This window comes from Pantoea sp. X-Soil-TKNS-1211, assembly GCF_059730495.1.
Map to the genome: position 1 here is coordinate 2578145 of NZ_AP035953.1, position 26062 is coordinate 2604206.

General features: G+C 57.1%; 19 protein-coding genes. 9 read left to right on the forward strand and 10 right to left on the reverse strand.

Annotation, left to right across the window (positions count from 1 at the left end):
* Nucleotides 1-305: 305 nt before the first annotated feature.
* The gene (locus AC6I8W_RS12360; protein ID WP_013509482.1) at nucleotides 306-428 is read left to right on the forward strand and encodes a hypothetical protein; all 123 of its coding nucleotides are present in this window, start codon (nucleotides 306-308) and stop codon (nucleotides 426-428) included.
* Between the two features lie 178 nt (nucleotides 429-606).
* Nucleotides 607-2337 carry an arginine--tRNA ligase gene (gene argS, locus AC6I8W_RS12365; RefSeq protein WP_497835245.1) on the forward strand — a complete coding sequence of 577 codons (1731 nt, stop codon included), beginning with the start codon at nucleotides 607-609 and terminating at the stop codon, nucleotides 2335-2337.
* Between the two features lie 36 nt (nucleotides 2338-2373).
* On the opposite strand, the gene flhE is transcribed toward argS, so the two are convergent.
* The 10 genes from flhE to AC6I8W_RS12415 all read right to left on the reverse strand — a co-directional run bounded on the left by flhE (nucleotide 2374) and on the right by AC6I8W_RS12415 (nucleotide 18022).
* Nucleotides 2374-2769 carry a flagellar protein FlhE gene (gene flhE / locus AC6I8W_RS12370; RefSeq protein ID WP_497835246.1) on the reverse strand — a complete coding sequence of 132 codons (396 nt, stop codon included), beginning with the start codon at nucleotides 2767-2769 and terminating at the stop codon, nucleotides 2374-2376.
* Between the two features lies 1 nt (nucleotide 2770).
* Nucleotides 2771-4858: a flagellar biosynthesis protein FlhA gene (flhA, locus tag AC6I8W_RS12375; protein ID WP_497835247.1), complete on the reverse strand. Its 2088-nt coding sequence runs from the start codon at nucleotides 4856-4858 to the stop codon at nucleotides 2771-2773.
* Nucleotides 4851-6005 carry a flagellar biosynthesis protein FlhB gene (flhB, locus tag AC6I8W_RS12380; protein WP_497835248.1) on the reverse strand — a complete coding sequence of 385 codons (1155 nt, stop codon included), beginning with the start codon at nucleotides 6003-6005 and terminating at the stop codon, nucleotides 4851-4853. The genes flhA and flhB overlap by 8 nt, the downstream gene beginning before the upstream one ends.
* Nucleotides 6006-6092: 87 nt before the next feature.
* Entirely contained in the window at nucleotides 6093-6914 is an 822-nt protein-coding gene (gene cobA / locus AC6I8W_RS12385) for a uroporphyrinogen-III C-methyltransferase (RefSeq protein ID WP_497835249.1), read from the reverse strand.
* An 11-nt stretch (nucleotides 6915-6925) separates the two neighbouring features.
* Nucleotides 6926-9529 (reverse strand): nitrate reductase, encoded by a 2604-nt coding sequence (locus tag AC6I8W_RS12390; RefSeq protein WP_497835250.1) that lies wholly within the window; start codon nucleotides 9527-9529, stop codon nucleotides 6926-6928.
* The gene (gene nirB / locus AC6I8W_RS12395; RefSeq protein WP_497835251.1) at nucleotides 9526-13590 is read right to left on the reverse strand and encodes a nitrite reductase large subunit NirB; all 4065 of its coding nucleotides are present in this window, start codon (nucleotides 13588-13590) and stop codon (nucleotides 9526-9528) included. Before nirB ends, AC6I8W_RS12390 begins: the two co-directional genes overlap by 4 nt.
* 10 nt (nucleotides 13591-13600) lie before the next feature.
* Nucleotides 13601-14389, reverse strand: a complete 789-nt coding sequence (locus AC6I8W_RS12400) for an ABC transporter ATP-binding protein (protein ID WP_497835252.1) — start codon at nucleotides 14387-14389, stop codon at nucleotides 13601-13603.
* 11 nt (nucleotides 14390-14400) lie between these two features.
* Nucleotides 14401-15276, reverse strand: a complete 876-nt coding sequence (ntrB, locus tag AC6I8W_RS12405) for a nitrate ABC transporter permease (protein ID WP_497835253.1) — start codon at nucleotides 15274-15276, stop codon at nucleotides 14401-14403.
* 11 nt (nucleotides 15277-15287) lie between these two features.
* On the reverse strand, nucleotides 15288-16538 hold the full coding sequence (locus tag AC6I8W_RS12410) for a CmpA/NrtA family ABC transporter substrate-binding protein (RefSeq protein ID WP_497835254.1): 1251 nt from the start codon (nucleotides 16536-16538) through the stop codon (nucleotides 15288-15290).
* Between the two features lie 263 nt (nucleotides 16539-16801).
* Nucleotides 16802-18022 (reverse strand): nitrate- and nitrite sensing domain-containing protein, encoded by a 1221-nt coding sequence (locus tag AC6I8W_RS12415; protein WP_497835255.1) that lies wholly within the window; start codon nucleotides 18020-18022, stop codon nucleotides 16802-16804.
* 494 nt (nucleotides 18023-18516) lie between these two features.
* On the opposite strand from AC6I8W_RS12415, the gene AC6I8W_RS12420 reads away from it, so the two are divergent.
* From AC6I8W_RS12420 to AC6I8W_RS12450, 7 genes are all read left to right on the forward strand, one after another.
* Complete coding sequence (locus AC6I8W_RS12420) at nucleotides 18517-19008, forward strand: SH3 domain-containing protein (protein WP_497835256.1); 492 nt, start codon at nucleotides 18517-18519, stop codon at nucleotides 19006-19008.
* A gap of 85 nt (nucleotides 19009-19093) precedes the next feature.
* Complete coding sequence (gene icmH / locus AC6I8W_RS12425; protein ID WP_497835257.1) at nucleotides 19094-20308, forward strand: type IVB secretion system protein IcmH/DotU; 1215 nt, start codon at nucleotides 19094-19096, stop codon at nucleotides 20306-20308.
* Nucleotides 20308-22422, forward strand: a complete 2115-nt coding sequence (gene tssM, locus AC6I8W_RS12430; protein WP_497835258.1) for a type VI secretion system membrane subunit TssM — start codon at nucleotides 20308-20310, stop codon at nucleotides 22420-22422. The genes icmH and tssM overlap by 1 nt, the downstream gene beginning before the upstream one ends.
* Nucleotides 22423-22435: 13 nt before the next feature.
* Nucleotides 22436-23134 carry a type VI secretion system-associated protein TagF gene (tagF, locus tag AC6I8W_RS12435; protein ID WP_497835259.1) on the forward strand — a complete coding sequence of 233 codons (699 nt, stop codon included), beginning with the start codon at nucleotides 22436-22438 and terminating at the stop codon, nucleotides 23132-23134.
* Between the two features lie 35 nt (nucleotides 23135-23169).
* Nucleotides 23170-24288, forward strand: coding sequence for a type VI secretion system-associated FHA domain protein TagH (tagH, locus tag AC6I8W_RS12440; RefSeq protein WP_497835260.1), 1119 nt, complete (start codon nucleotides 23170-23172; stop codon nucleotides 24286-24288).
* Nucleotides 24285-25061, forward strand: a complete 777-nt coding sequence (locus tag AC6I8W_RS12445; protein ID WP_497835261.1) for a PP2C family protein-serine/threonine phosphatase — start codon at nucleotides 24285-24287, stop codon at nucleotides 25059-25061. Before tagH ends, AC6I8W_RS12445 begins: the two co-directional genes overlap by 4 nt.
* A gap of 14 nt (nucleotides 25062-25075) precedes the next feature.
* Nucleotides 25076-26026: a hypothetical protein gene (locus AC6I8W_RS12450; RefSeq protein ID WP_497835262.1), complete on the forward strand. Its 951-nt coding sequence runs from the start codon at nucleotides 25076-25078 to the stop codon at nucleotides 26024-26026.
* The last annotated feature ends 36 nt before the right edge of the window (nucleotides 26027-26062 follow it).

Genomic DNA, 26062 nt, shown 5'->3' on the forward strand with positions numbered 1-26062 from the left:
ACCCCACCATTAGTTTAAATATTTTAATCATTCCAGCACATTGCTTTTCCAGAACTTCTGACGGCAAAATAGTCGGAATCATCTGATTTAACCACCAAAACCCCGCAAAACCGCATAAAAGCGCCTTTGAATTAGGACTAATCGCAGGCTCAGGTCCAGTCGTTACTTTATGAAAGTGCATTAAAGTTATGTTTAATATAACAATAATTAATACAATGAGATAAGTCTTATTTAGCCTGCGAACAATTGCAGCCTGAAATCCTTTCTTATAAATTTGTGGCTACACAAATAAAAGGAATGGCCTTATGTCTATGCTCATTGTTGTTGCGGTCCTGATTGCATTGATGGGATTTGCTATTTCCCGCCACTGGAAGGTGCGTGAAGACAAAAGCGTCAAAAATCCTCGTCGCTTTCAACGGCGCCGTTAATCGGCGCTGGAGGTCCCTGTCTCTTTCCGGCTATATGCGATAGCTGACGCACTCTAACATTTCACGTATACTTCCCCTCTTATTTTTTCCGTCCCGCCAGCCCGAAAACGTCTTTGCGGGATGACGACATCGGCTCGCACGTGGCAGGCGAGCTATTTCAGCATATGAAGGTAACGCGGTGAATATTCAGGCTCTTCTTTCCGACAAAGTCGGTCAGGCAATGATCGCAGCAGGTGCGCCTGCCGATTGCGAACCACAGGTCCGTCAGTCCGCTAAAGTGCAATTCGGCGACTACCAGGCGAACGGTATCATGGCCGTGGCGAAAAAGCTCGGTCAGGCACCGCGTCAGCTGGCTGAACAGGTGATCCAGCATCTCGATCTGTCGGGCATTGCCAGCAAGGTTGAAATCGCCGGTCCTGGCTTCATCAACATTTTCCTCGATCGCCAGTGGTTGTCCGATCAGGCTGCACAGGCGTTGACGTTACCGCGCCTTGGTGTGAGCCATGTGGCACCGCAGACCATCGTCATCGACTACTCAGCGCCTAACGTCGCGAAAGAGATGCACGTAGGCCACGTCCGCTCCACCATCATCGGTGATGCGGCGGTGCGTACCCTGGAGTTCCTCGGTCATCACGTTATTCGCGCCAACCACGTGGGTGACTGGGGTACCCAGTTCGGCATGTTGATTGCTTATCTGGAGAAACAGCAGAGCGAACATCATGAAGATATCGCACTGGCCGATCTCGAAGCCTTCTATCGGGAAGCGAAGCGTACTTATGACGAAGATGAAGCCTTTGCCGAGCGCGCCCGTGGTTATGTAGTGAAATTGCAGGGCGGCGATGAATATTGCCGCACCATGTGGAAGAAACTGGTCGACATCACCATGAGTCAGAACCAGAAAGTCTATGATCGCCTGAACGTGACCCTGACGCGCAAAGATGTGATGGGCGAAAGCCTGTACAACGACATGCTGCCGGGCATCGTCGCCGACCTGAAAGAAAAAGGTCTGGCGGTGATCAGCGAAGGTGCCACCGTGGTGTTCCTTGATGAGTTTAAAAACAAGGAAGGCGAACCGATGGGGGTGATCGTGCAGAAGAAAGATGGCGGTTATCTTTACACCACCACCGACATCGCCTGTGCGAAATATCGTTACGAAACCCTGCATGCCGACCGCGTGCTGTACTACATCGACTCACGTCAACATCAGCACCTGCAACAGGCCTGGACTATCGTGCGTAAAGCGGGTTACGTGCCGGAATCTGTGCCGCTTGAGCACCATGCTTTCGGCATGATGCTGGGCAAAGATGGCCGCCCGTTCAAAACCCGTAGCGGCGGCACCATCAAACTGGCCGACCTGCTGGACGAAGCCGTTGAACGTGCGCTGGCACTGGTGAGTGAGAAAAACCCGGAGATGTCCAGCGACGAGTTGCAGGCACTGGCGGAAGTGGTAGGTATTGGTGCGGTAAAATATGCCGACCTGTCAAAAAGCCGCACCACTGATTACATTTTCGACTGGGATAACATGCTGGCGTTTGAAGGCAACACCGCGCCTTATATGCAGTATGCCTACACCCGCGTCCTGTCAGTATTCCGCAAAGCCGGTATCGATGCCGATAGCCTGCAAGGCGAAATCGTGCTGTCTGAAGAGCGTGAAGCCCAGTTGGCGACCCGTCTGCTGCAATTCGAAGAAGTGATCACTCAGGTGGCACGCGATGGTACACCGCATGTGATGTGTGCTTATCTTTACGACCTGGCAGGCCAGTTCTCCGGCTTCTATGAACATTGCCCGATTCTGACCGCAGAAGATGAGCAGGTGCGCAACAGCCGTTTGCAACTGGCGGCGCTCACGGCGAAAACACTGAGACAAGGTCTCGATACCCTTGGTATCAAAACCGTCGAGCGTATGTAACACGAAAAACCCGCCAGAAGGCGGGTTTTTTATGGGCTACTGATAATTCACCGTCACTTCACTGCTGACCACCCGCAACCCTGGTGGCACCGTCCCTTTACCATTAAAGCCAAACGCCAGATGCAGGGTTTCATCTGCCGCGATATGCGCCAGACCGCGCGTGGTGCCGCTGGCTCCATCCAGCAACACACAACGTTGATTAGCACAAAGCCGAACCACCAGCCCTGACGGGGCCGGACGGCTCAGCTTATAACGCCAGCTCACCTGAGAGATAAAGCCCTGCACCGAACCTGAAGCGCGCAGCGGCGGCGAACTTAACCAGTTACCACGCGCCCCGAGACTCGGTCCACTGACGCTGGCATGCCACGCACCCTCGGCGGCCACCGCCCACAGGGGCAGCAGCAGGAATAAACCCGGCCACACCCGGCGCATGTTATTTGCCTCCAATGGTGGCGGTCATACGGATCTGACGATTATCGGTCAGCTCCATATTAGACAGCACCACCAGTTGCGGCAGATTACGGCGCAGGAAGCGCGCCAGCAGTGCACGTAACGGATGATTAACCAGCAGCACCGGCGGCGCACCCAGCATCTCCTGACGTTGTAACGCATCCTGGGCCTGATGCAACAAACGGTCAGCCAGACCCGGTTCAAGGCCACCACCACCCTGCAAGGCCTGCAACAACAGACGTTCCAGTGTCGCATCGAGTCCGATCACCTGTACTTCACCATTGCCTGGGAACCATTGCTGGGTGATAGCACGGCCCAGCGCCACACGCACCACGCTGGTCAGTTCCTGCGCATCAGTCTGCACTGGCGCATGTTCCGCCAGGGTTTCGATAATAGTACGCATATCGCGAATCGATACACGCTCGGTCAGCAGGCTCTGCAACACCTTGTGCAACGTGGTCAGAGTAATCACACCCGGCACCAGATCTTCGGTCAGCTTCGGCATTTCCTGCGTCACGCGATCCAGTAATTGTTGCGCTTCCTGGCGACCGAACAACTCGCTGGCGTATTGGCCGATCAGGTGATTCAGGTGCGTCGCTACCACGGTACTGGCTTCCACCACCGTGAAGCCCTGAATCTGTGCCTGTTCTTTCAGCGCACTGTCAATCCAGATCGCTGCCAGTCCGAACGCCGGATCGACGGTGGCTTCACCCGGCAACGTCCCTGCTGCCGTACCGGGGTTGATCGCCATCCAGCGTCCCGGATAAGCATCACCACTGCCAATCTCGACCCCTTTCATCAGAATACGGTAGCGCGCGGGCGGCAGTTCCATGTTGTCACGGATATGCACTACCGGCGGCAGGAAACCGACTTCCTGCGCCACTTTTTTACGGATACTGCGAATACGTCCCAGCAGCTCGCCATTTTGCAGGTGATCGACCATCGGAATCAGACGATAACCCACTTCCATGCCCAGCGAATCTTCCAGTTGGACATCGGTCCATGAGGCTTCCACCGTGGCGGGCGTCTCCTGGTTTTTTACTACGCTGGAAGCTTCCGGTTGTTTCTTCGGTTGCATCTGACGCCCACGCAGCCACCACGCCAGTCCCAACAGCGCGGCGGTGAACAGCAGAAAGACAAAGTTCGGCATACCCGGCACCAGACCCAGCAAGCCGATGACCCCGCCACTCAGCATCAGCACGCGCGGATTGTTAAACAACTGCCCAACCATCTGCTCGCCGACGTCCTGATCGGTGCTGACACGCGTCACGATGACACCGGCGGCGGTAGAGATCACCAGCGCCGGGATCTGCGCCACCAGACCATCACCAATGGTCAGCAGCGTATAGGTTTCCGCCGCGTGCCCCAGGTCCAGGCCATGTTGCACCACCCCCACCAGCAGACCACCGATGACGTTAATCACCATGATCATAATCCCGGCGATGGCATCGCCACGCACAAACTTACTGGCACCGTCCATCGAACCGTAGAAATCGGCTTCCTGCGTCACTTCTGCGCGACGCTTCTTAGCTTCGTCTTCGCGGATCAGACCGGCGTTGAGATCGGCGTCAATCGCCATCTGCTTGCCGGGCATACCATCGAGGACGAAACGCGCACCCACTTCGGCGATACGTCCGGCCCCCTTGGTGATAACCATAAAGTTGATGATCACCAGGATAATGAACACCACAATACCGATAGCGAAGTTGCCACCCACCAGGAAGTGACCAAAGGCCTCCACCACACGTCCTGCGGCACCCGCGCCGGTATGACCATCCAGCAGGATGATACGGGTGGAGGCGACGTTCAGCGCCAGCCGCAGCAGGGTGGAGAACAGCAGAATGGTGGGGAATGCGGCAAAATCCAGCGTGCGCTGAGTGAACATCGCCACCAGCAGCACCATAATGGACAACGCAATATTAAAGGTGAACAGCAGGTCAAGGATAAATGCCGGTAATGGCAGCACCATCATCGACAGGATCATCATGATCAGTACCGGGCCTGCCAGCACTTGCCATTGAGTGTCTTTAAAATTGCCCGGTAAACGCAGCTTTTCGACCAGATTAGCCATCGTTTCTGTTCTCTCCTGGAATGTCCATCTCTGCCGGGACCGACAGATTATGAGGTTTCTTCGGTATCAGGCCGCCTTCACGCTTCCAGCGTCGCAGCTGCCAGACCCAAGCCAGCACTTCCGCAACCGCCGCATACAGCGCGCCGGGAATAAACTGACCAATTTCGGTATGGCGGTAAAGCGCACGCGCCAGCGGCGGTGCTTCGAGAATGGGTACGCGATGTTCCTTACCCAGTTCGCGAATTTTCAGCGCCACTTCTCCGGCACCTTTAGCAATCACCTTCGGTGCGCTCATTTTCTTGTCGTTATATTGCAGGGCAACCGAGTAGTGCGTCGGGTTGGTGACAATGACATCCGCCTTGGGCACATCGGCCATCATGCGGCGGCGGGCGGCGGCACGCATTGCCTGGCGAATACGCCCTTTGACGTGCGGATCGCCCTCCTGCTGTTTGAATTCATCGCGGATATCCTGGCGCGACATACGTAACTTTTTGAAGTAACTGTACAACTGCCAGAAGACGTCGAAACCCACCATCGGAATCAGGCCGAGCATCACCAACACGCAGCAGATGGCGATCATGTTCATGCCGTGTTCCAGCGCGTTCATCGGGGACTCGCTGATTAAGCGCAGCATCTCAGGCCAGTGCGACCAGATGTACCAGCCCGCGACGGCACCAACCAACACCGCTTTGAGGATCGCTTTCAGCAGCTCAGCCCAGGTTTGCCCTGAGACCATGCGTTTCAGGCCGCTCAGCGGATTAAGTTTGGTGAAATCCGGACTGAGGGATTTGCCACTGATCACAATGCCGCCCAATAGCATCGGTGCCGCAATCGCCACCAGCACCAGCCCGCCCATCAGCGGCAGGACCGCCAGTACCGCCTGACCAATCAGGCTGCTGATATGGGCCACGATCACCTTATCATCGGTCACCATGCCATGATCAAAACGAAAGCCAGTCGCCACCATTGACGCCAGCCGACGCGCGATGCTGGTGCCGCCCAGCCATATAATCATGATGCCGGACAGCATCATCAATAACGATGTCAGCTCGCGCGAACGTGGAATCTGCCCGTCTTGCCGTGCTTTTTCAAGTCGGTGCGCGGTGGGCGATTCTGTTTTGTCGTCGTCGCTACTCTCGTCAGCCACGGCATACCTCTGCTGGCAGGAATTCTGAGCATAGAATGCCAAATGGCGACGAAGCTAAAGCGTGGATTAAGGGGAGAAAATGTCAGTTTATTTAGCCATAAGGGAAATTGCGCTCAACGTCGGGCGCGATGCGGCACGATAAAACCCCACCACCTCCCCCACCAGCAATAACGCCGGTGACTGTGGCTGTTCACGTGCCACCGTCTCGCTCAGCTGCGCCAGGGTGGTGATCAGCACTCGCTGCTCAGGACGCGTGCCATTTTCAATAATGGCGACCGGCGTCGTGGCGCTGCGTCCCTGGGCCTGCAACTGGCTGCTGATACTGCTGCTCCATTTCAACCCCATATAAAACACCAGCGTCTGGTTAGCCGCCGCCAGGCTGTGGTCATCCAGGCAGGGTTCGCCGGATTTACCGTGACCGGTGATCAGCCGCAGGGATTGCGCGCAATCACGATGGGTGAGCGGAATGCCACTGGCCGCCGCACACCCCGCCGCCGCCGTAATGCCTGGTACGACGTTGCAGCTAATGTTCGCCTGCTGCAAAAATGCCATCTCTTCGCCACCACGGCCAAAAATAAACGGATCGCCTCCCTTGAGCCGCACTACATTGCGCCCGCTACGCGCCAAATCCACCAACAACTGGTTGATCTGTGCCTGCTTCAGCCCGTGACTACCCGGCTTTTTGCCAACATCGATCGCCAGCGTACCGGCAGGCACCTCTGCCATCACCTCATCGCTCACCAGCCGGTCATACACCACTACATCAGCCGCTTTGATCAACCGGAGTGCTTTCAACGTCAGCAGTTCGACATCGCCCGGTCCGGCCCCCACCAGCCATACCACGCCGTCCGGGCGGGTTGCGCCCTGCGGATTAAACAGTTTATCCAGCGTCTCAATTGCCTGCGTCATGACCGCCTCCGCTACTGCGCAACGCTTTGCGCTGCGATAAGTTGTTTCAGCTCCGGGATACAGGAGCCACAGTTGGTGCCGCATTTCAGTGCCGCGCCTAATGCTGCGGTGGTCTGGCAGCCCTGTTCGATGGCGCGGCGAATAGCCAGCTCTCCCACGCCAAAGCAGCTGCACAGGGTGCGTCCCTGGCTTTGCCCCTGCGTCGGTCGCCCACCAAGCAGGGCATGCCGCTGTTGCGCAGTCGTAGCCAGTTCGTGGAACGCCTGCGTCACAAAAACGTGGTCGATTTCTGGTAGCCAGGGCGCAGCATAGAATGCCCGCTCCAGTTGTCCATCCCGCCAACCCAACATATGTCGCTGCTGACCGGCCTGCGCCTGCTGCCATAACAACGCATCCATGCCCGGCTGCTGATGCAGCCATGACGCGGGATCTCCCTTACCCGCCAGCACATAACGTTGCACGCCGGATTGGGGGGCACGTGACCAGTAATCCAACTGCTGCGGATCACCTCTCTCCCGTTGCCACAGCCAGCCCTGCCACTGCGGACGCAGCGGTTGTAGACGTACATCGGTTTGCTTAAGTGCCGGTTGCCCGGACGCCGGGCAGCAACGTGCCGCCACCAGCCCGTCAACATTGGCCTGCGCACTGAACTGACGTGTCCAGTGCATTGGGATAAACAGCTGGCCGCGTGTCAGGCCATCATCCATTATCACCCGGCCACACCACCAGCCCAGCGCGGACTGCACCCGCGTCAAATCGCCCTGCCCCAGGCCATGCGCCGCCGCATCATGGGGATGGAGCAGCACAAAGGGTTCGTCGTAATGCCGCATCAGCCGTGTGACGTTGCCGGTGCGCGTCATGGTGTGCCATTGATCGCGGATACGTCCGGTGTTCATCAACAGCGGATAATGGCGCACCGGCGCGCTGTGGGTTGGAATCGTCACTGGCAGCAAACGCGCTTTGCCGTCTGGATGATAAAAGTGGCGGGTGGCGAACAAGCGCGGCGTACCGGTCGGTGCGGCGGCATTTACCGGCCATTGCAGCGGCACCAGTTGGTCATACTGCTCACGGCTTAACGTCGCCAGCGCACTGATATCAAATGCGCGGCTCCCGTTGTTTTCAAAACCCGATAACGCCGCATGTTCAATAAACACCTCATGGGGATGTTGCCAGCTAAACGCCTGACCATACCCGAGCCGTTGCGCCACTTGCGCCAACAGCCACCAGTCCGGTTTTGCCTCCCCGACGGGGGCGACAAAACTGCGCTGACGCGAGATGCGCCGCTCCGAGTTGGTCACGGTGCCATTTTTTTCACCCCAACCCTGGGCAGGCAGCAGTACATCGGCAAAGGCGCTGGTATCGGTCGCGGCACTGACCTCGGAGACAATCACCAACGGGCAACGCTGCAACGCTTCGACGACCCGATTGCCCTCGGGCATCGACACGGCCGGATTGGTGCCCATAATCCATACCGCTTTCACTGCACCACGCTCAATCGCCTGGAACAGGTCGACCGCCATCAACCCCGGCTGACGCGCCACGCGGTCGCTGCGCCAGAAACGGCCCAGCCGATCAACCTCTTGCGGGCCAAATCCCATATGTGCCGCCAGTTGGTTGGCTAAACCACCTACTTCACGCCCCCCCATCGCATTCGGTTGCCCGGTCAGCGAAAACGGTCCACAGCCGGGTCGGCCAATCTTGCCGCTCAACAGATGGACGTTGAGGATGGCGTTGTTGTTGTCGCTACCGGTTTGCGACTGATTGATACCCATACACCACAGGGTTAACACCCGATTTCGGGACGAGAACAGCTGCCAGAAAGCCAGGATGTCAGCGTCCGGCAGCTGACAGGCACGTGCCACTGCCGCCAGGTTCCAGTCAGTGCAGGCGGCCAACGTCGCTTCCACATTGTCGAGATGGGGCAACATCGTCTGATCGATGCCGCCCTGCGTCGCCAGCCAGTTAAGCAACCCGGCAAACAGCGCGCCGTCGCTGCCAGGGCGCAACGCCAGATGCAGGTCGGCCTGCTCGCAACTGGCGGTACGGCGTGGGTCGATAACCACCAGCTTCATCTCAGGACGCTGCTGTTTCGCCTGCACCAGGCGCTGCCACGCCACCGGATGTGCCCAGGCGGCATTGGAACCCACCAGAATCACCAGATCGGCCTGCTCAATATCTTCATAGCAACAAGGCACCGCATCGGCACCGAACGCCCGTTTGTAGCCCACCACCGCCGACGCCATACACAGCCGCGAGTTGGTATCGATATTGGCGGCACCAATAAAGCCTTTCATCAGTTTGTTGGCAACGTAGTAATCTTCGGTCAACAGCTGCCCGGAGGCATAAAACGCCACCGCCTGCGGGCCATGCTGGGTGATGATCGCCTGCAATTCGCTGGCGACCACATCCAGCGCGCGATCGATACTCACCCGCTGTCCCCGCACTTGCGGCCACAGCAAACGCCCCTCCTCGCCGAGGGTTTCGCTCAACGCCGAACCTTTGACGCACAGGCGACCAAAATTGGCCGGATGCTGGCGATCGCCACTGACCGGAACATCTGCGCTGCTGACTTCAACGCCACAGCCGACGCCACAGTAAGGACAGGTGGTTTTCATGATGCCGCCGCCAGCGCCAGCAGCGGCTGATTACCCAACCACACTTTGCCGCCTTCCAGACGCACCGGCCAGCAACGCAACTGATGTTGCGGGTTATCGAGGCTCTGCCCGTCACGTAGCCGGATGCGTTGTTTATATAAGGGGGAAATGACCACCGGTTCGCCAGCCACATCGCCAAGAATGCCGCGAGACAACACGCTGGCCTGGGTGCCGGGTTCAATATCTTCCAGGGCATAGACAGCATCGCCGAAGCGGAACAGGGCCACACGCTGGTTGCCAAACCGGGCACCTATGCCGGCTGAGGGAGGAATCGCGCCTTGTTCGCAAATGACGCTCCACGGTTCAGCAGGCAGGGTCACAATCGGGATATCAAGGTTCTCCACCGGCTGGCGCTGACCGCGCACCTCGGTGTAATGCAGGGTTTCGTCCGGCTGGTCGCTGTTGAGGGTAGCCGTGAACAGCGCCCGGCGTGAGGGGTTCTCCAGCGTGGTTTGCCATTCGCACTGATAACGATCGACCACCATCTGCATCTCCTGCTCCAGCGTGGCACCGAGACCGAGCGAATCGTCGATCACTACCTGCCGCAGATACGCCAATCCGCCTTCCATATTGTCCATCCACACGCTGGTGCGTTGCAGGCGATCGGCAGTGCGCACGTAGAACATCAGAATACGGTCGACATAGCGGATCAGGGTTGTGTCATCCAGATCGCTGGCAAACAGATCCGCATGACGCGGTTTCATCCCACCATTGCCACAGACATACAGGTTCCAGCCCTTATCGGTGGCGATCACACCTATGTCCTTACTCTGCGCTTCGGCACATTCACGGGTACAACCGGAGACCGCCATCTTAATTTTGTGCGGTGCGCGCAGTCCTTTGTAGCGATGCTCCAGCGCAATGGCGAAGGCAGTGGAATCCTGCACGCCATAGCGACACCAGGTCGATCCCACGCAGGATTTCACCGTGCGTAACGATTTGCCGTAGGCATGGCCGGTTTCAAATCCGGCAGCAATCAGCGCTTCCCAAATTGCCGGGAGTTGATCCAGCCGCGCACCAAACAGATCAATGCGCTGACCGCCAGTGATTTTGGTGTAAAGATGATACTGCGCCGCCACTGCGCCAATTGCCATCAGTCCCTGTGGGGTAATTTCGCCACCAGGCACACGCGGCACCACCGAGTAGGTTCCGTCCTTCTGGATATTGGCAAAGTAACGATCGTTGGTGTCCTGCAACGGTAGATGTGCCGGCTTCAGCAGATAATCATTCCAGCAGGAGGCCAGCAACGATGCCACCAGCGGTTTGCAAATCTCGCAACCGTGCCCCCGGCCATGCTGCGCCAGTAGTTGCTCGAAGGTGGTGATCTCACCCACCCGTATCAGGTGATACAGCTCCTGACGGGACCAGGCAAAATGCTCGCAAATATCCTTCTTCACCTCGACACCCTGGCTGGCAAGCTGATGCTCCATCACCTGCTTCACCAGCGCGCTACAACCACCGCAACCGGTCGCCGCTTTGGTACAGCTTTTCAACGCCGCCATATCGCCGCAGCTGGTCTGCACTGCCGCACAGATATCCCCTTTGCTGACGTTGTGGCAGGAACAGATCTGCGCACTATCCGGCAATGCGGCCACCCCCAGCACTTTGGCGGGTGCCCCAGCCAGTTGCGGCAGAATCAGGCTTTCCGGCGCTTCCGGCAGGGCCATTTTGTTCAGCATCATCTGCAATAAACTGGCGTAATCACTGCTGTCACCGACCAGCACGCCACCCAGCAGGGTGTTACCGTCGTCCGAAACCACCAGCTTTTTGTAGATGCCTTTCGGGTTATCGATCCATTGATAACTCTGGCTGGCGGGCGTGCGTCCGTGTGCATCGCCAAAAGACGCCACTTCAACGCCCAGCAACTTGAGTTTGGTGCTCATATCCGCGCCGCTGAATGCCGTCGTCTCCTGCGCCAGCTGCCCGGCCAGCACTCGTGCCATCTGGTAGCCCGGTGCCACCAAGCCAAAAATTTGTCCCTGCCACAACGCGCATTCGCCGATGGCATAGATGTCGCTGGCGCTGGTCGCGCAGCCATCATCAATCACGATGCCACCGCGTTCGCCGAGGGTGATGCCTGCTGCCCGTGCCAGCGCATCACGTGGGCGAATCCCGGCGGAGAACACCACCAGATCGCTATCCAGCACGCTGCCATCGGCAAAGCGCAGTTGTACGCTGCCATTTGGCTGGTTTTCAATCGCTTCTGTCGCCTTGCTGGTATGTACCTGCACACCTAACGCAGCAATTTTACCGCGCAGCATCTGCGCGCCGCCGTCATCAAGTTGTACCGCCATCAGTCGCGGCGCGAATTCCACCACATGGGTTTCCAGGCCAAGTTGTTTTAACGCATTGGCGGCTTCGAGGCCGAGCAGGCCGCCACCAATTACCACGCCGCGTGTCGCCTGACGGGCGCAATCGGCGATCGCATCCAGATCAGCCAGGGTGCGATAGACAAAACAGCGCGGATGATCACGCCCCGGCACCGGTGGCACGAAAGGCACTGATCCGGTTGCCAGCACCAGTTTATCCCACGCCAGTTCAGCTCCGTGACTGTCACGCAGACTACGGCGTTGTGCATCGATGGTCAGCACTTCGCAGCCGCAACGTAACTCAATACCGTGCTGCTGAAAGAAATTTTCACTCACCAGCGACAGATCATCGGCGCTCTTACCGTTGAAATACTCCGTCAGATGCACGCGATCATAGGCCATCTGCGGTTCATCACCGTATACCACGATGTGGTACTGCAGATGCAGATCGCGACTGACCAACTGCTCAAGAAAATGGTGGCCAACCATACCGTGACCGACCAGGGCGAGAATGGGTTTGCTCATCATTGCGTTTCCTGCAGCACGCGGCTGCGTGTTGTTATTGTCCAGACCAAACAGCGCATTGATATCCACCTGTTCGGCCCGTTGAAGTCGTGTCAGTAAACTGGCTGCCGGAGCGCTATCGCCAAACAGCAACACCCCCGTCAGCACGCCATCGCGCAGGAACAGCCGCCGGTAATGTCCGACCTGGGGATCGAAACTGGTGAGCGATGGGGCTTCGCGGATATCCCCGGCGCTGAAGACGTCAATACCGCTGACCTTGAGTCGCGTTCCGTTCTCCTGAGTGTGGAAATCACCAATCGGTTGTCCTGCCAGAGTGGCCGCCAGCACCGCCGCCTGCGCCAGACAAGGGGCGATCAGCCCAAAGGTCTCGCCGTCGATTTCACAGCATTCACCGAGGGCGTAGACGTCAGGAATGGTGCTACGCAACTGGCGATCCACCAGAATACCGCGCTGACAGGGCACACCCGCTGCCTGCGCCAGCGCGATTTCCGGCACCACGCCTATGGCGATCACCACCTGCTGTGCCGCAAGTCGTGTGCCATCGGTAAGCGTGACCTGCTGCGCATCAATTTGTTGCAACGAGACGCCGAGTCGACAGTCGATACCGCGTGCCGCCAGATGTTGTTGCAACAACACCCCGGCCTGGGCATCCAGCTGGCGATCGAGCAACCAGCAGCGATGATGCAGCAGCGTGACATCGCGCCCCAGTAGCCGCAGGGCCGCCGCCGCTTCCACCCCCACCAGTCCGCCGCCAAGCACTACCACCGGTCCTTGCTGCGCCTGCATCTTCTCCACGTCATCTATGGTGCGAAATCCCAGCACATGAGGGCTTTCGATACCGGGTAAGGCGGGCATCCGTGGCTGGGAACCGCAGGCAAACACCAGTTTGTCCCAGTGCAGCGTGCGTTGGCTGGTGTGGAGCTGACGCCCGGTAATATCGACGGAACGCACCTCTTCCCCCGCCAGCAGCCTGACACCGTTTTCCACATACCACTGCGGCGTATGGATCAGGGTCTCAATGAAGGTCTTCTCGCGACCCAGTACCGGCGACAGCAGCACCCGGTTGTAGTTGCCGTGAGGTTCACGACCTATCACCGTGATGGCGTAGCGGTCGGGTGCCTGCTGCACCAGGCTCTCCACCATACGCATTCCTGCCATACCGTTACCGATGACAATCAGCTGCTGCATGTCCGACTCCTTACGCCACCGCTGTCTGCTTTTCGTACAGGAAATGCAGCACCTGCTGGCGCAGATGGTGATAGCGAGGCTCCTCCGCCAGCGCCACACGGGAACGCGGGCACGGCAGATCAATCGGCAGAATTTCACCGACGCGCGCTGCCGGACCGTTGGTCATCATCAGCACCCGATCGGAGAGCAACACCGCTTCATCAACATCATGGGTAATCAGCACGATAGTGGTATTGAGTTCCTGCTGGATACGCATCACGCTGTCCTGCAAATGGGCGCGCGTCAGCGCATCCAGCGCGCCAAAAGGCTCATCCAGCAGTAACACGCGCGGCTTCATCGCCAGCGCACGGGCAATACCCACCCGCTGTTTCATGCCACCCGATATTTCACCCGGCCGCTTGTGCATCGCATGGCTCATCTGCACCCGTCCCAGGTTGTGTTCGATCCATTCCGCCATCTCGCTACGGTTCATCTTGCCTTTAAATACCTGCTGCACCGCCAGCTCGACATTTTGGTACGCCGTCAGCCACGGCAGCAGCGAATGGTTCTGGAACACCACTGCGCGTTCCGGGCCTGGGCCGGTCACTTCACGGTTATCGCACAACAACACGCCGCTGCTCGGGCGCGTCAGACCGGCGATCAGGTTCAGCAAGGTGGATTTGCCACAGCCGGAGTGACCGATCAGGCTGAGGGTCTCCCCCGGATGGATATCAAAGCTGACATTATCAAGCGCGAGGAAATCACCCTGGGCGGTGGTAAAGCGTTGACTCACTTGCTGCACACGAATAATTGGATTCATCGTTTGGTTCCTTATTTGTCCCAGCTGAAACGGCGAGCCAGCAGCATCAGTGCCTGTTCGAGCAGCAGCCCGACCACGCCGATGATGACAATGGCAATCAGGATGTTTTCCACGTTGAGGTTGTTCCACTCATTCCAGATCCAGAAGCCGATACCCAGACCGCCGGTCAGCATCTCGGCGGCGACGATCACCAGCCAGGCGATGCCAATCGAAAGGCGTACCCCGGTCAGTACCGCAGGCAACACCGCCGGAAACAGAATGCGTCGCATCACCGTCCATTCAGAAAGTTGCAGCACGCGCGCCACGTTGAGGTAGTCCTGTGGGATCCGCTGCACCCCTTCGGCGGTATTGATTACCATCGGCCAGATCGAGCAGATAAAAATGGTCCAACTGGAGGCGGGTTCAGCGCGCTGAAACAACAACAAACCAATCGGCAGCCAGGCAAGTGGGCTGACCGGGCGCAGCAGCGCGATAATCGGGTTAAACATGCGCGAGACGAAGGTGAAACGGCCGAGCAGAAACCCTGCCGGAATGCCCACCAGCGCCGCCAGCCCAAAGCCCACCGCCACGCGTTGCAGTGACGCCAGCACATTCCAGCCAATGCCTTGATCGTTGGGACCATTGTTGTAGAACGGATCGGCAAACAGCGTCAGCGCCGCCTGCCAGGTGGCCCAGGGCGTGGGGAAGCCCTTGCTCGACATGGCCGCAATTTGCCACACCAGCAGTAGCAACAGCATGCCGCAACTGGGTGGAATCAACCGTTGCAGCAACGGACGCAGCCAGGGCTGCCGAGCGCCGGATGGGCTTTTGGTTTTAAGAGGGATCACCTGCGCCGTCGGGGCGGCGGTGCTGACCGGTGATGTCAGGGAACGCGCTTCAGATTTCATGGTAATACCTCTTAACGGTGGATAGCGAAACTGGCGGCATAGGCGGCAGGGTTGCTCCCGTCCCACACTTTGCCGTCCATCAGGGTACTGCTGCGCAGGGTTTTGCCTGGTACGGTGACATTGCCCACTGCGGTCGCCGCCTGTTGGTAGATATCGAGTCGGTTGATTTTTTGCGCTATGCCGAGATAATCCGGATCGGTTTTCAGCAGCCCCCAGCGCTTCATTTGTGTCAGGAACCACATACCATCAGAGAGCCACGGGAAGCTGACTTCGCCGTCGTGAAAGAAGCGCATCGCGTGCGCATCCTGCCATTGTTGACCGAGGCCATTTTGGTACTGGCCGAGCATGCGACCTTCGAGGATTTCAGGTTTGGTGTTGATCCACGCCCGGCCAGCCAGGGTCTGCGCCGTTTCGCGCCGGTTGTCGTCCGAGGCATCAATCCAGCGTGCGGCTTCAAGTACCGCGGCGGTCATGGCGCGGGCGGTGTTGGGATTCTCGGTTACCCATTGCGCGCGGGTGGCGAGGATTTTTTCCGGATGATCCGGCCAGATTTGCTGGCTGGTGGCCGCGGTGAAGCCAATGTTGTCGCTGATGGCACGCTGGTTCCACGGTTCCCCAACACAAAAACCGCTCATGTTGCCGATTTTCATGTTCATCACCATCTGCGGTGGCGGCACTACCACGGTACGCACATCCTCAAAGGGATCGATACCGGCGTTCGCCAGCCAGTAGTAAAGCCACATGGCATGGGTACTGGTGGGAAACGTATGCGCAAAGGTGTAAGTCCCTTTCGCGCTGCCCGCAATTAACGTCTTCAGGCTGGCGGCATCGGTCACCTTCTGTTCTTTCAGTTGATTCGCCAGGGTGATGGCCTGGCCGTTATTATTCAACGTCATCAGGTTCGCCATGTCGTGTTGTGGACCGGCAACCCCCAATTGCAGGCCATAGATCATGCTGTACAGCGCGTGAGCGGCGTCCAACTCCCCGGCGGTCAGCTTGTCGCGCACTGCCGCCCAACTCGCCTCTTTGCTGGGTTGCAGATTGATGCCGTACTTTTTATCGAAACCTTTCACCGCCGCCATCACCACCGGTGCGCAGTCGGTCAACGGGATAAAGCCAACGCGTACCGTGCTTTTTTCCGGGGCATCACTGCCTGCCGCCCAGACCGCATTGCGTAAACCTGGCAGCAAATAGCTACCTCCTACCACCGCACCACCCAGCAAAAACTGCCGACGGGAAATCGAAAACCGCGCTCTGCTCATCCGCATCACCCTGAAAAAAAGAATAAAAAAAGGCGTCCTCCCACATGCAATCGCATGGGGCCGGACGCCTTTATCCAAAGCACTCGTTCTGCCGCCGTTGGCACAACAAATGCGCAATGTCACTAGGGTATTGCAAAGGGTGTGCCAGGCTGGTGGGGGGTGAATTTTCAGGAAGTTATCAGGATCAGCCCCGGCGTTATCTCATCATACGCACTGCGCTGACGCACAATACGCACATTCTTTGTGCAGATAACCCGAAGGAGTTATACCTTCAGCGTGGCGGCCACCGCGAGGATCGCCTGGGCAATCTCGAGGATGCGTTTGTTCTGGTTCATGGCGCTTTTACGTAGCGTCTGCCAGGCATCCTGTTCACTGTAGCCGTGCTGTTGCATCAGCCAGCTTTTGGCCTGATCAATGATTTTCCGCTCATCAAGTGATGCGCGCATGCTTGCCAGCTCATCGGCCTGCACCTGCAAACGCTGCGCCTGTTCGCGGATCAGTGATAACACCGAACGACCGAGTTGCGGGGCCAGACCGTTGCTATCCAGCGTGACATCCTGCCCTGCCAGCCAACTGGCTCCGGCGACATATAACGTGAAGCCCGCCTCATCAGCCAGGGTCGCGGCTGCGGCATCCTGTTGCTGCGTCTCGGCGATCGCTCGCCGACAACAACTCATCAATGCCGCGCTCAGACCATCTTCGACCTGCTTCATCTTATCCAGCCTCGTCGTGAGCAAGGAGAACCACGGCAACACGCCATTATCGCCACATTGCGCGCCGGTACAGGCAATGCGGCGCAGACGTTCAATTTCACTGCCTGCATCGCTCATCCTGCGCCAGCGTTGCAGGTTTTGTGCATCGGCAAACTGGCTAAAGGTGGCAAAACTTTGCTCCTGGGCTTCAATCAACGCCTGCACCCGTTGTCGCTGATCCGGTGTAAATTGTCCGGCAGCAAATCCTGCCGACCCCGTTGCACGCTCCTGACCTGCCAGCTCTTTGCCTTGCATAAAGCTGAACAGCGCGATCAACGCCCGTGAGATATCCGGTTCGCTAGCGGTATCTGCCGCTTCAAATACCAGGTTCAGCAGTGTGCGAATAATATGATTGAAGGCTTCCATCGCCTGGGCGTGCGGCAACTGCTGGCAACTAACCTGCGTTCGCAACTCAGGTAACCCCTCCAACGCCTGCAATGCCGCGGCGATTAACAGGCAGAACCGGCTGTAACCTGGTTGCGCGTCAGCCGACGGTAATACGGACAGCATCTGTTGTTGCCCGGTCTGGACATCACGCGCGCGCGCCTCCAGCTCATCACCAAACACACGTCCGCCAGAGCATAGCCAGATGTTGCTGACACCCCGCTCACGCTGTAACAGATGAATTAACTCACTGATGGCCGTGATTAATTCACCGGTTCGCAGCAGCCGTTGCAGGCTGGCAATCTCACTGGCGCGGCTGGCACGAAGATAATCCACAGCCTGACTCATCGCGTTCTCCTGGCAAAAAACCTTATAAGGTAAAAGTCTTAGCAAAAGCCATGCCGGAACTGGATTTTCCGCTGGCAGAATCCGACGCGGAAAGTCTGAAAGTCAAAAAATTGTTTACTGTCGCAATCTTTTTTTATCCGAGAAAATAGATTAATCTTATTTACCAAATTTCTTTGGCACTAACATGCAAAAAAAGCCGCTGCGCAGGCTCACGTCCCGGCTGGCAACAAATAAGTTAAATTGGCTTAACTATCCCCGGGCGTACGCTTTTTTTATCACCTGTTAGCCAGCCGGTTTTACCCGCTAGCACGGGATTTCCTACGGTGCAATGGTTTGAATTCTCAAAAGTCTTAGGTAGACTGACGGGAGCACTATCTTTCTGTAATCTGACTGTTTTTTGATGGCATTCTCGCTGCATAATCGGGCCGTCACCGCCGGATTTCCGGCGTAAAGAGCAATGCATTATGCAGTTAATCTGATGAAATTTGAGGATCATGGTGAACAAGAGTCTTGTGCTAACACTGCTGGCGGTGCTCACTTTGGCAGGCTGCAAAACGCCACCGCCGCCAGTCACAGATGACACCCTGGTAACCAGTGAAGTCAATGGGGTTAAACTGGTTCATCGTCATGCGGTGGCAGCACCTGGCGAATTCACGCCGGTTAATGAGAGCTTCCGGGCGTTATACGGTGCTTCTATCATGACCACGCCTGATTACAGTGGCAAAGTGGTGCGCTACCTTGAGACGGGTAAAACCTTTGAGGTTCTGGGTCGGGTTGAGCACAGCTGGCTGGCGATTGCTGACGAAGCCCAGGGGCAATTGATCGGTTACGTGCCGCCAAAAGCAGGTGTCGAGAGCAGCCGTTATGATGCCACCCTGCGTAGTGACCGTCCACGTCCCCGCCGCAGCAAACAGGTCTGTGTTGACGTAGGGGGCGCAAGCAAGGCGTGCCGCACTAACGATACCGCGACCTGGATCTTAGACTGAACATGAAATCCGGCGCATATTGCCCGCAGACGCCTTACTCTCTGCGGGCAGAGGGTTCCACTATTGGCTCGAAGAACGAGATTTAATGACTCAGGAAGCCCTGGCTCGAGACGTTACCGTCGCGGGCAATGATAACCTGTTATTGACTGCCGCAGCCCCTATCCTCAATGCCGTCGTTCAGATTCGGCAGGCCGCTACACATGACGACCCCGCGGGGTTGCGTCAGCTGTTGATCGATGAAGTTCGTCAGTTTGAACAACGCTGTAAAATGTCCGGCTTACCCTTTGAGATGATCATTGGCGCCCGCTATTGCCTGTGCAGCTTGTTAGATGAAGCGGCGGCACAAACCCCATGGGGAACGCGTGGTGTCTGGTCGGGTAACGGTATGCTGGTCACTTTTCACAACGAAAGCTGGGGCGGAGAAAAAGTGTTCCAGTTGTTGTCGCGCATTTCGCAAAATCCCCAGCAACATTTTTGGTTGCTGGAAGTGATTCACTACTGCCTGCTGTTGGGCTATGAAGGACGCTATCGCGGCAGCGAAAATGGTCAGGCTCAGTGTGAAATTATTCGTAAACGCCTTGCACACCTGATTGCGGAAAACCGACCAGCGCTGAGCGCTGAGCCGCCGCAACTGGTTGAAGTGCATCCGCTGGTGAGCAGCCTGTCACGCCCTATGGTGCCACTCTGGGCCTGTGTCACGCTGGCGGCATTAGTCGCCTGTCTGATTTACAGCGGCCTGAACTGGCGTCTTGGCAATGCAGCAGAACCGCTGCTACGAGCCATCTATCAAACCCCTTTGCCGCAGATTACGCCAGGGCGTCGTCCGACGTCACCGCAGGCCCTGCTCGACCTGCATCAGCGCCTGAACGATGTCATCGCCGCAGGACAGCTTGAAGTGAGCGATGGTGCCTTCGGCAGTAAAGTGATCATCCCCGCCGATAAGTTGTTTGCCGCCGATGGCACCGTGGTCAACCAGGTCGGACGTGCCCTGCTGGCGCACGTTGCCAGCGCGATGAAAACAGTGAAAGGCACAGTGCTGGTGTCGGTCTATACCGATAACAGCCCGGTCGATGGCCGTTTTGTCTCCAGCTATGAATTTTCCTTTGCCCGCGCCCGCGCCATCGCGCAATTACTCAATCCGCAGTTGGCAGAGGGACACAGCGTGAAGGCCGAAGGTCGTGGCGATAGCAATCCGCTGTTGCCTAATGACAGTAATGAAAATCGCGCCCGCAATCGCCGGGTGGAAATCACCTTGTTTGCCGCACCGGAAACCCTTAGCAATCACCAGGGAGGCCAGTGATGCGCGCATCACTTCAGCATTTTTTGACACACCGCCTGTTGTGGAGCTTTATCGGCATCACCGCACTGAGTTGCGTACTCTGGATACTGGGTCCACTGTGGAGTTGGGGCGATACTCGCCCGCTCGAACCGTTATTACCACGACAGCTGGTGGTGGGCATTCTCTATTTCTGTTGGGTGCTGTTCCAGTTTATTCCTGCTATCTGGCGCGCGTGGTTTAACAGCAAATTATTGACCCGGCTACAGCAAGTCAGCAGTGAGGAGCTGTCCGATCGCCAGATGACCGAGACGCTGCTGACGCAACGATTCAGTGAAGCGGCGCAACGCCTGAAACGCACCCCCTTTGGCCGACGCCAGCGACAAGGCTGGCTGGCCCGCTTTCAGAGCCACTATCTCTACCAGTTACCCTGGTATGTGATTATTGGTGCGCCTGGTGCCGGTAAAACCACGGCGTTATTGAATGCCGGACTGGAGTTTCCGCTGACCGACAGCCTGGGCAATGCCGCTGTGCGGGGCGTTGGCGGCACACGCCATTGTGACTGGTGGTTTACGGACAGCGCAGTGCTGATTGATACCGCCGGTCGTTACGCATTGCAGGAGAGCCAACGGGCGCGCGATGCCAGTGAATGGCATAACTTTATCCAGTTACTGAAACGCTACCGCACCCGGCAACCCATCAATGGCGTGATCATGACCATCAGTGTCGCTGATCTGCTGACCGACTCGGCCGAAGCTCGCCACGCACAGGCCAGCGCGTTACGCCAGCGCATGGTGGAATTGCACCAGCAAACCGGTATTCACTTCCCGGTTTACGTCATGGTGACCAAAACCGATCTGCTGAAAGGTTTTATGAGTTTTTATGGCAGCCTGAATAAACAGCAACGCGATGCTATCTGGGGGTTCACCTTTCCGTGGGAGCCAGGCAAACCCTATAAGGATGACTGGCATCGTAGCTTCAGCCAGCAGTATCACCGGCTGGAGCAGCGCCTGCATCAGCAGTTAGCCGACGTCATGGCGCGGGATCGTGATCTGACCCAACGCGCTGATAGTTTCCTCTTTCCCCAGGAATTCAGCTCGCTGCGCCCGTTGCTGAACGAATACCTTGATGTGGTGTTTTCGGGTCATCAGGATACGGTTGCCTGGTCAGCACGCGGTCTGTTTTTCACCAGCGGCACGCAGGAAGGCTTACCTTTTGACCGCATCATGGGTGAGCTAAACCGTAAACTTCAACTGCCACAGGCGGGTCAGCACACCATTGCCGCCTGGGACAGTGTCAATCGCAGCAGTCCCATCCCCGGCACGCGCGGGCAAAGCTTTTTTATCCGCAATCTGCTGAACGATCTGGTGTTTATTGAAAGCGGGCTGGCGGGGAGCAACCGCCACTGGGAGCACCGCAACCGGTTATTTCACTGGATTGGCTATGGTGCACTCACCGGGGCGTTGTTATTGATCTCCTGCCTGTGGCTTGCCAGCTATTTCCAGAATCAACGCTACCTTGACCAGGTTAACGCTCGTATCGCACCGATCACCCAGCAGAGCCAGCAGGTTATCCATCAGCCTGCGGATAATATTTTTGATCTGCTACCCTTCTTAAATAACCTGGTGAAGTTGCCGCTTTCTGATCGTTTTTCTCTCGATAATCCTCCGCTTACCATGCGTGTTGGCTTGTATCGCGGTAATCAGGTGAGCGATGCGGCATGGGTGCTTTATCAAAATGCCCTGAAGTCTTTGTTGCTGCCGCGCGTGGCCCAGCAAATCACCAATCTGCTGCGCGACGACCCGGGCACCGATAATGAATACAGTCGCAATGCGCTCCGGGCCTATCAGATGTTGTATCAACCGCGCAATTATGACGGCGAGTTTTTGCGTGGCTGGCTGATGCAAAATCTGCAACGTACCCTGCCTGATAACGTCAGCGCACGTGATTTACAGCAGTTGGACTGGCATCTCAGCCAATTGTTGGATCAGCAGATTCAGTCTTCGCCCTATGCCCGCGACAACGCGCTGATGATGCGTAAGCTTGCGGAAAATCTGAAAAATGCCGGTCAGAACGGCAATACGCTGACCCTCGCACCGTTAAGCGCTGCACAGCGATTGACCGGACACCGTGAGTAATGGTGAGGTAACGATGGCGACACATACCGCCCCTGGCTGGTACGGGAAGTTGCCGACAACCGGTGACTTCCTGCGCCAGCGACTCAGTGAGCATAGCGTCACCTCGTGGAGTCACTGGTTTCAGCAGGGTTTGCTGCATTGGCATCAGCAGGAGGATGCCACGACGCAACACTTTCTGGCCGCGCCAGTGTGGAATTTTGTGTTGCCGATTTCACCCCTGCGTCCGCAGGTGCAGATGGGCTGCCTGCTGCCCTCCTGTGATCGCGTTGGACGCGCCTGGCCGCTGCTGGCGTTGCGCAGCTTCCCACTTAGCCAGTGGCATCCTGCGCAGCTGTCGCTGTCGGGCGACTGGTTCCAGGAACTGGGCATGACGTTGTTGCGCGCAGTGCGGGATACGCAGAGCGCGGACCAACTGGAACAGGCAATACAACTGATTACACCGTTGCTGGTGCCAGACAAGCGTCGAACAGACATCATGGATGTGATTGGTTTTGCCGACCTGCCCAGTTCGTTGAGCTGGCGTGAAGTGGCTGACCATTTTGACCCCCACGAGCATATTAGCTACTGGTGGAGTAACCGCAGTGACGGCTTTGCACACGCCACGCATAAACACAGTGGCCCGCTCACCGCGCAACTTTTTGCGTTATTGTTTAACCCGGCGTCAGGTGCGCAGCCGGGACGTAACGGTCTCTATCCGCCGATGTTCGAATAGACCGCGACGTTTGCCCTTTGTAAACGGGAAAACTCATGGAATTTACCATTGTGCAGTGCAATACCGATGTGCCAGCAAAAACGGTGGCCTTTAAACCACCGGGCGGCACCATCGGTCGCAGCCAGGATAATGATCTGGTGCTGCCGGATGAATCGCGGGCCATTTCTCGTCTGCAGGCACTGGTACACTTGTCGTCGGATGGCGAATGCCGCCTGACCAATCAGGGTAGCGTCACTTCGGTAGTGTTAAATGGTGTGCCGTTGCCGCGCGGTGCGCAGGCATCGTTGCAGCATGGTGATGCATTAACCATTGGGGAATATGGGTTAGAGGTCCACGATCCGGCACGCGCGGCGACACAAAAAGATGATCCGCTCGCGTTCTTTTCCCCGGCAGAAAGCGATCCACTGGGCATGCTGGAAAGCATCGCGCATGCCATGCCTGAGCCTGCTGCACCTCGCCCTGAACGTCATAATGATGCGCGACTGGCGATCGATCCCCAAGGGGATTCCCCTGCCCTGCCAACGGTGCTACCCGGTACGGACCAGGATAAGCTGATTGTTGCCTTGCTGGAGGGAATGGGGCTGAACAACGGCCATCAAACCCCAATGAATGAAGAACAGATGCGCATTACCGGCCGTATGCTCAGTCTGTTCTCGCAGGGTACCGTCGCGCTGCTCTCCTCACGATCGATTCTGAAACGCGGCGTCAAAGCCGATATGACGATGATCCTCAACGAGGCCAATAATCCCTTCAAGATTCTTCCTTCCGGCAAAACAGTGCTGATGCAAATGTATCAGAGCCAGATGCCGGGCTTTATGCCGCCAGAAACGGCTGTCCGGGATGCGTTGGTGGATTTACAGGCCCATCAATTAGGGATGATCGCCGGTATTCGCGCCATCATTGCGGCGATGCTGCAATCATTCAATCCACAGCGTCTGGAAGACCAGGCACGGCAAGATGGCGTCATGCCGAAAATGCCGTTTGCAAATACCCGCAAGGCTGCGTTATGGGACCATTTTTCCCGTCATTATCAACGCACCGCTGGCGAGATTGAGGATGATTTTCATACCCTGTTCGGCGAAGCCTTTTTGCACGCTTACGATATGGAAGTCAACCAATACAAAGATTCACAAACGCGGACGGAAGACACATGAAGATGATGTTTGCCAGCCGCTGCCAGCAAGGTATGCGCGATGAAAACCAGGATCGTACCGGCGCACAACTGGATGACCACAAAGCCTGTTTTGTGGTGTGTGACGGCGTAGCGGGTCTGCCGGGCGGTGACCGGGCCGCACAACTGGTGCGTGACACCTTACTCGACGCGGTACAACAACATGATGACTTCACACCTGCGGTAACCGCTGAGGCGATCAAATTTTGCCAGCGTGTGCTGCTGGAGGAGCAGGGAAAGAATCCGAATTTTTCCAGGATGAGTACCACGCTGGCCGCGCTGTTTATCGACCGGGAAAAACAACGGGCATGGTGGGCGCATGCCGGTGACAGCCGGGTTTATCACTTTCGCCATGGCTCGCTCAATCAGGTAACACGCGATCATAGCCTGGCCCAGCAGTTGCGCGAAGCTGGCTATGAAAATACCGGCATTAACAGTAATTTACTCTATAATGCGCTCGGCGTAGAACCGGCGCGTCCGGCCACTTTTAGCGAGGTTATTACGTTGGAGGATGGCGATGCGTTTCTGGTCTGTACCGACGGATTTTGGCTCAACCTGACCACCGATGAAATGGAACAGGCCCTGCGCATGGTGAATGCCTGCGAAGAGTGGCTGACATTGATGGAACAAGCCGTTAACCGCAGCGTTAAAAGCGACAATCTGAGTGCTCTGGCGATCTGGATTGGTGAGCCACAAGAAGCGACGCTGCTTTATTCCCAGGCTGATGCGGCACGTTTTCTGCCGTCACGTTATTGACTCCAAGGATTCATATGAAATTGTGGTTGCCGGGCTTAGCATCGCTGCTGCTGGCCCTGAATGCACAAGCTGAAGATTATCGGGTGGTCTACTCCCCGAGTCTTTCGCTGGAAGTGTATATCGATGACGTGGCAAGTAACGCCCCAAACGACTGGTGTAAAGAGACGCTGCCGCTGCGTATTGTCTCCGGCAAAGGCACCGACTCCAGCGTGCTGACCAGCTTTTTGCCGCGCGTCGGCACCTTGCTGGCTAACCAGTGTGGCACGCTGGACGTTATCCCCTGGCAGATGACGGATAAAGATGGCAGCGTGCTGGCTAACGGCAGCGCCACTAAATTGCAGAACTGGCGGCCGATTGTGCTCAACGATGCCACCGCCAATGCCAGTACCGGTAATGCTGCTCCCCTCGATTTATCACGCCCGGCAGACAGCAGCCCACTGCAACAATTCGCTTTACCCGGCGGCTGCCATTTCCGCACCTGGTGGGATGATAAAGGCGCATCGCTGTTTATCCCTGAAATGACACAACAACATTGTTCGTCTGAAGGCTGGCTGGAAGGCAGAAGCGAGCTGACGCAATTGAGCAACGTTCAGCCACGCAAGCTGGCGGTCAATTTTTACCAGGGTTACCCGATCGCCAATCTCAATATGAGCGGTTCATCGTTGCAGGTGGTGGCCGTCAATAACCAAAGGATGATTGTGACGCGCCCGGATGCTGACAACAGCTGGCTGGTGCTACCCTTTGATGCACAACAACACCTCTGGCGTTTTACCGGTACGCTGCTGATCAAAATGGACAAGACCGCTGGAGAAGATACCGATGCGGTTAAAAAGCGGGTTGAAACCTTACGTGGCATCTGGTTGCCACAGTTTATGCCACAGCAAAAAGTGACTGTGTTACTGATTGACACCCTGCACGCGGATCTCGCAGATCCCGCTATCGGTGCCTGGCGTAACATTAATTAACGAGTGGCCGTTGCCCGTATCATTCCCCGGGCCGGC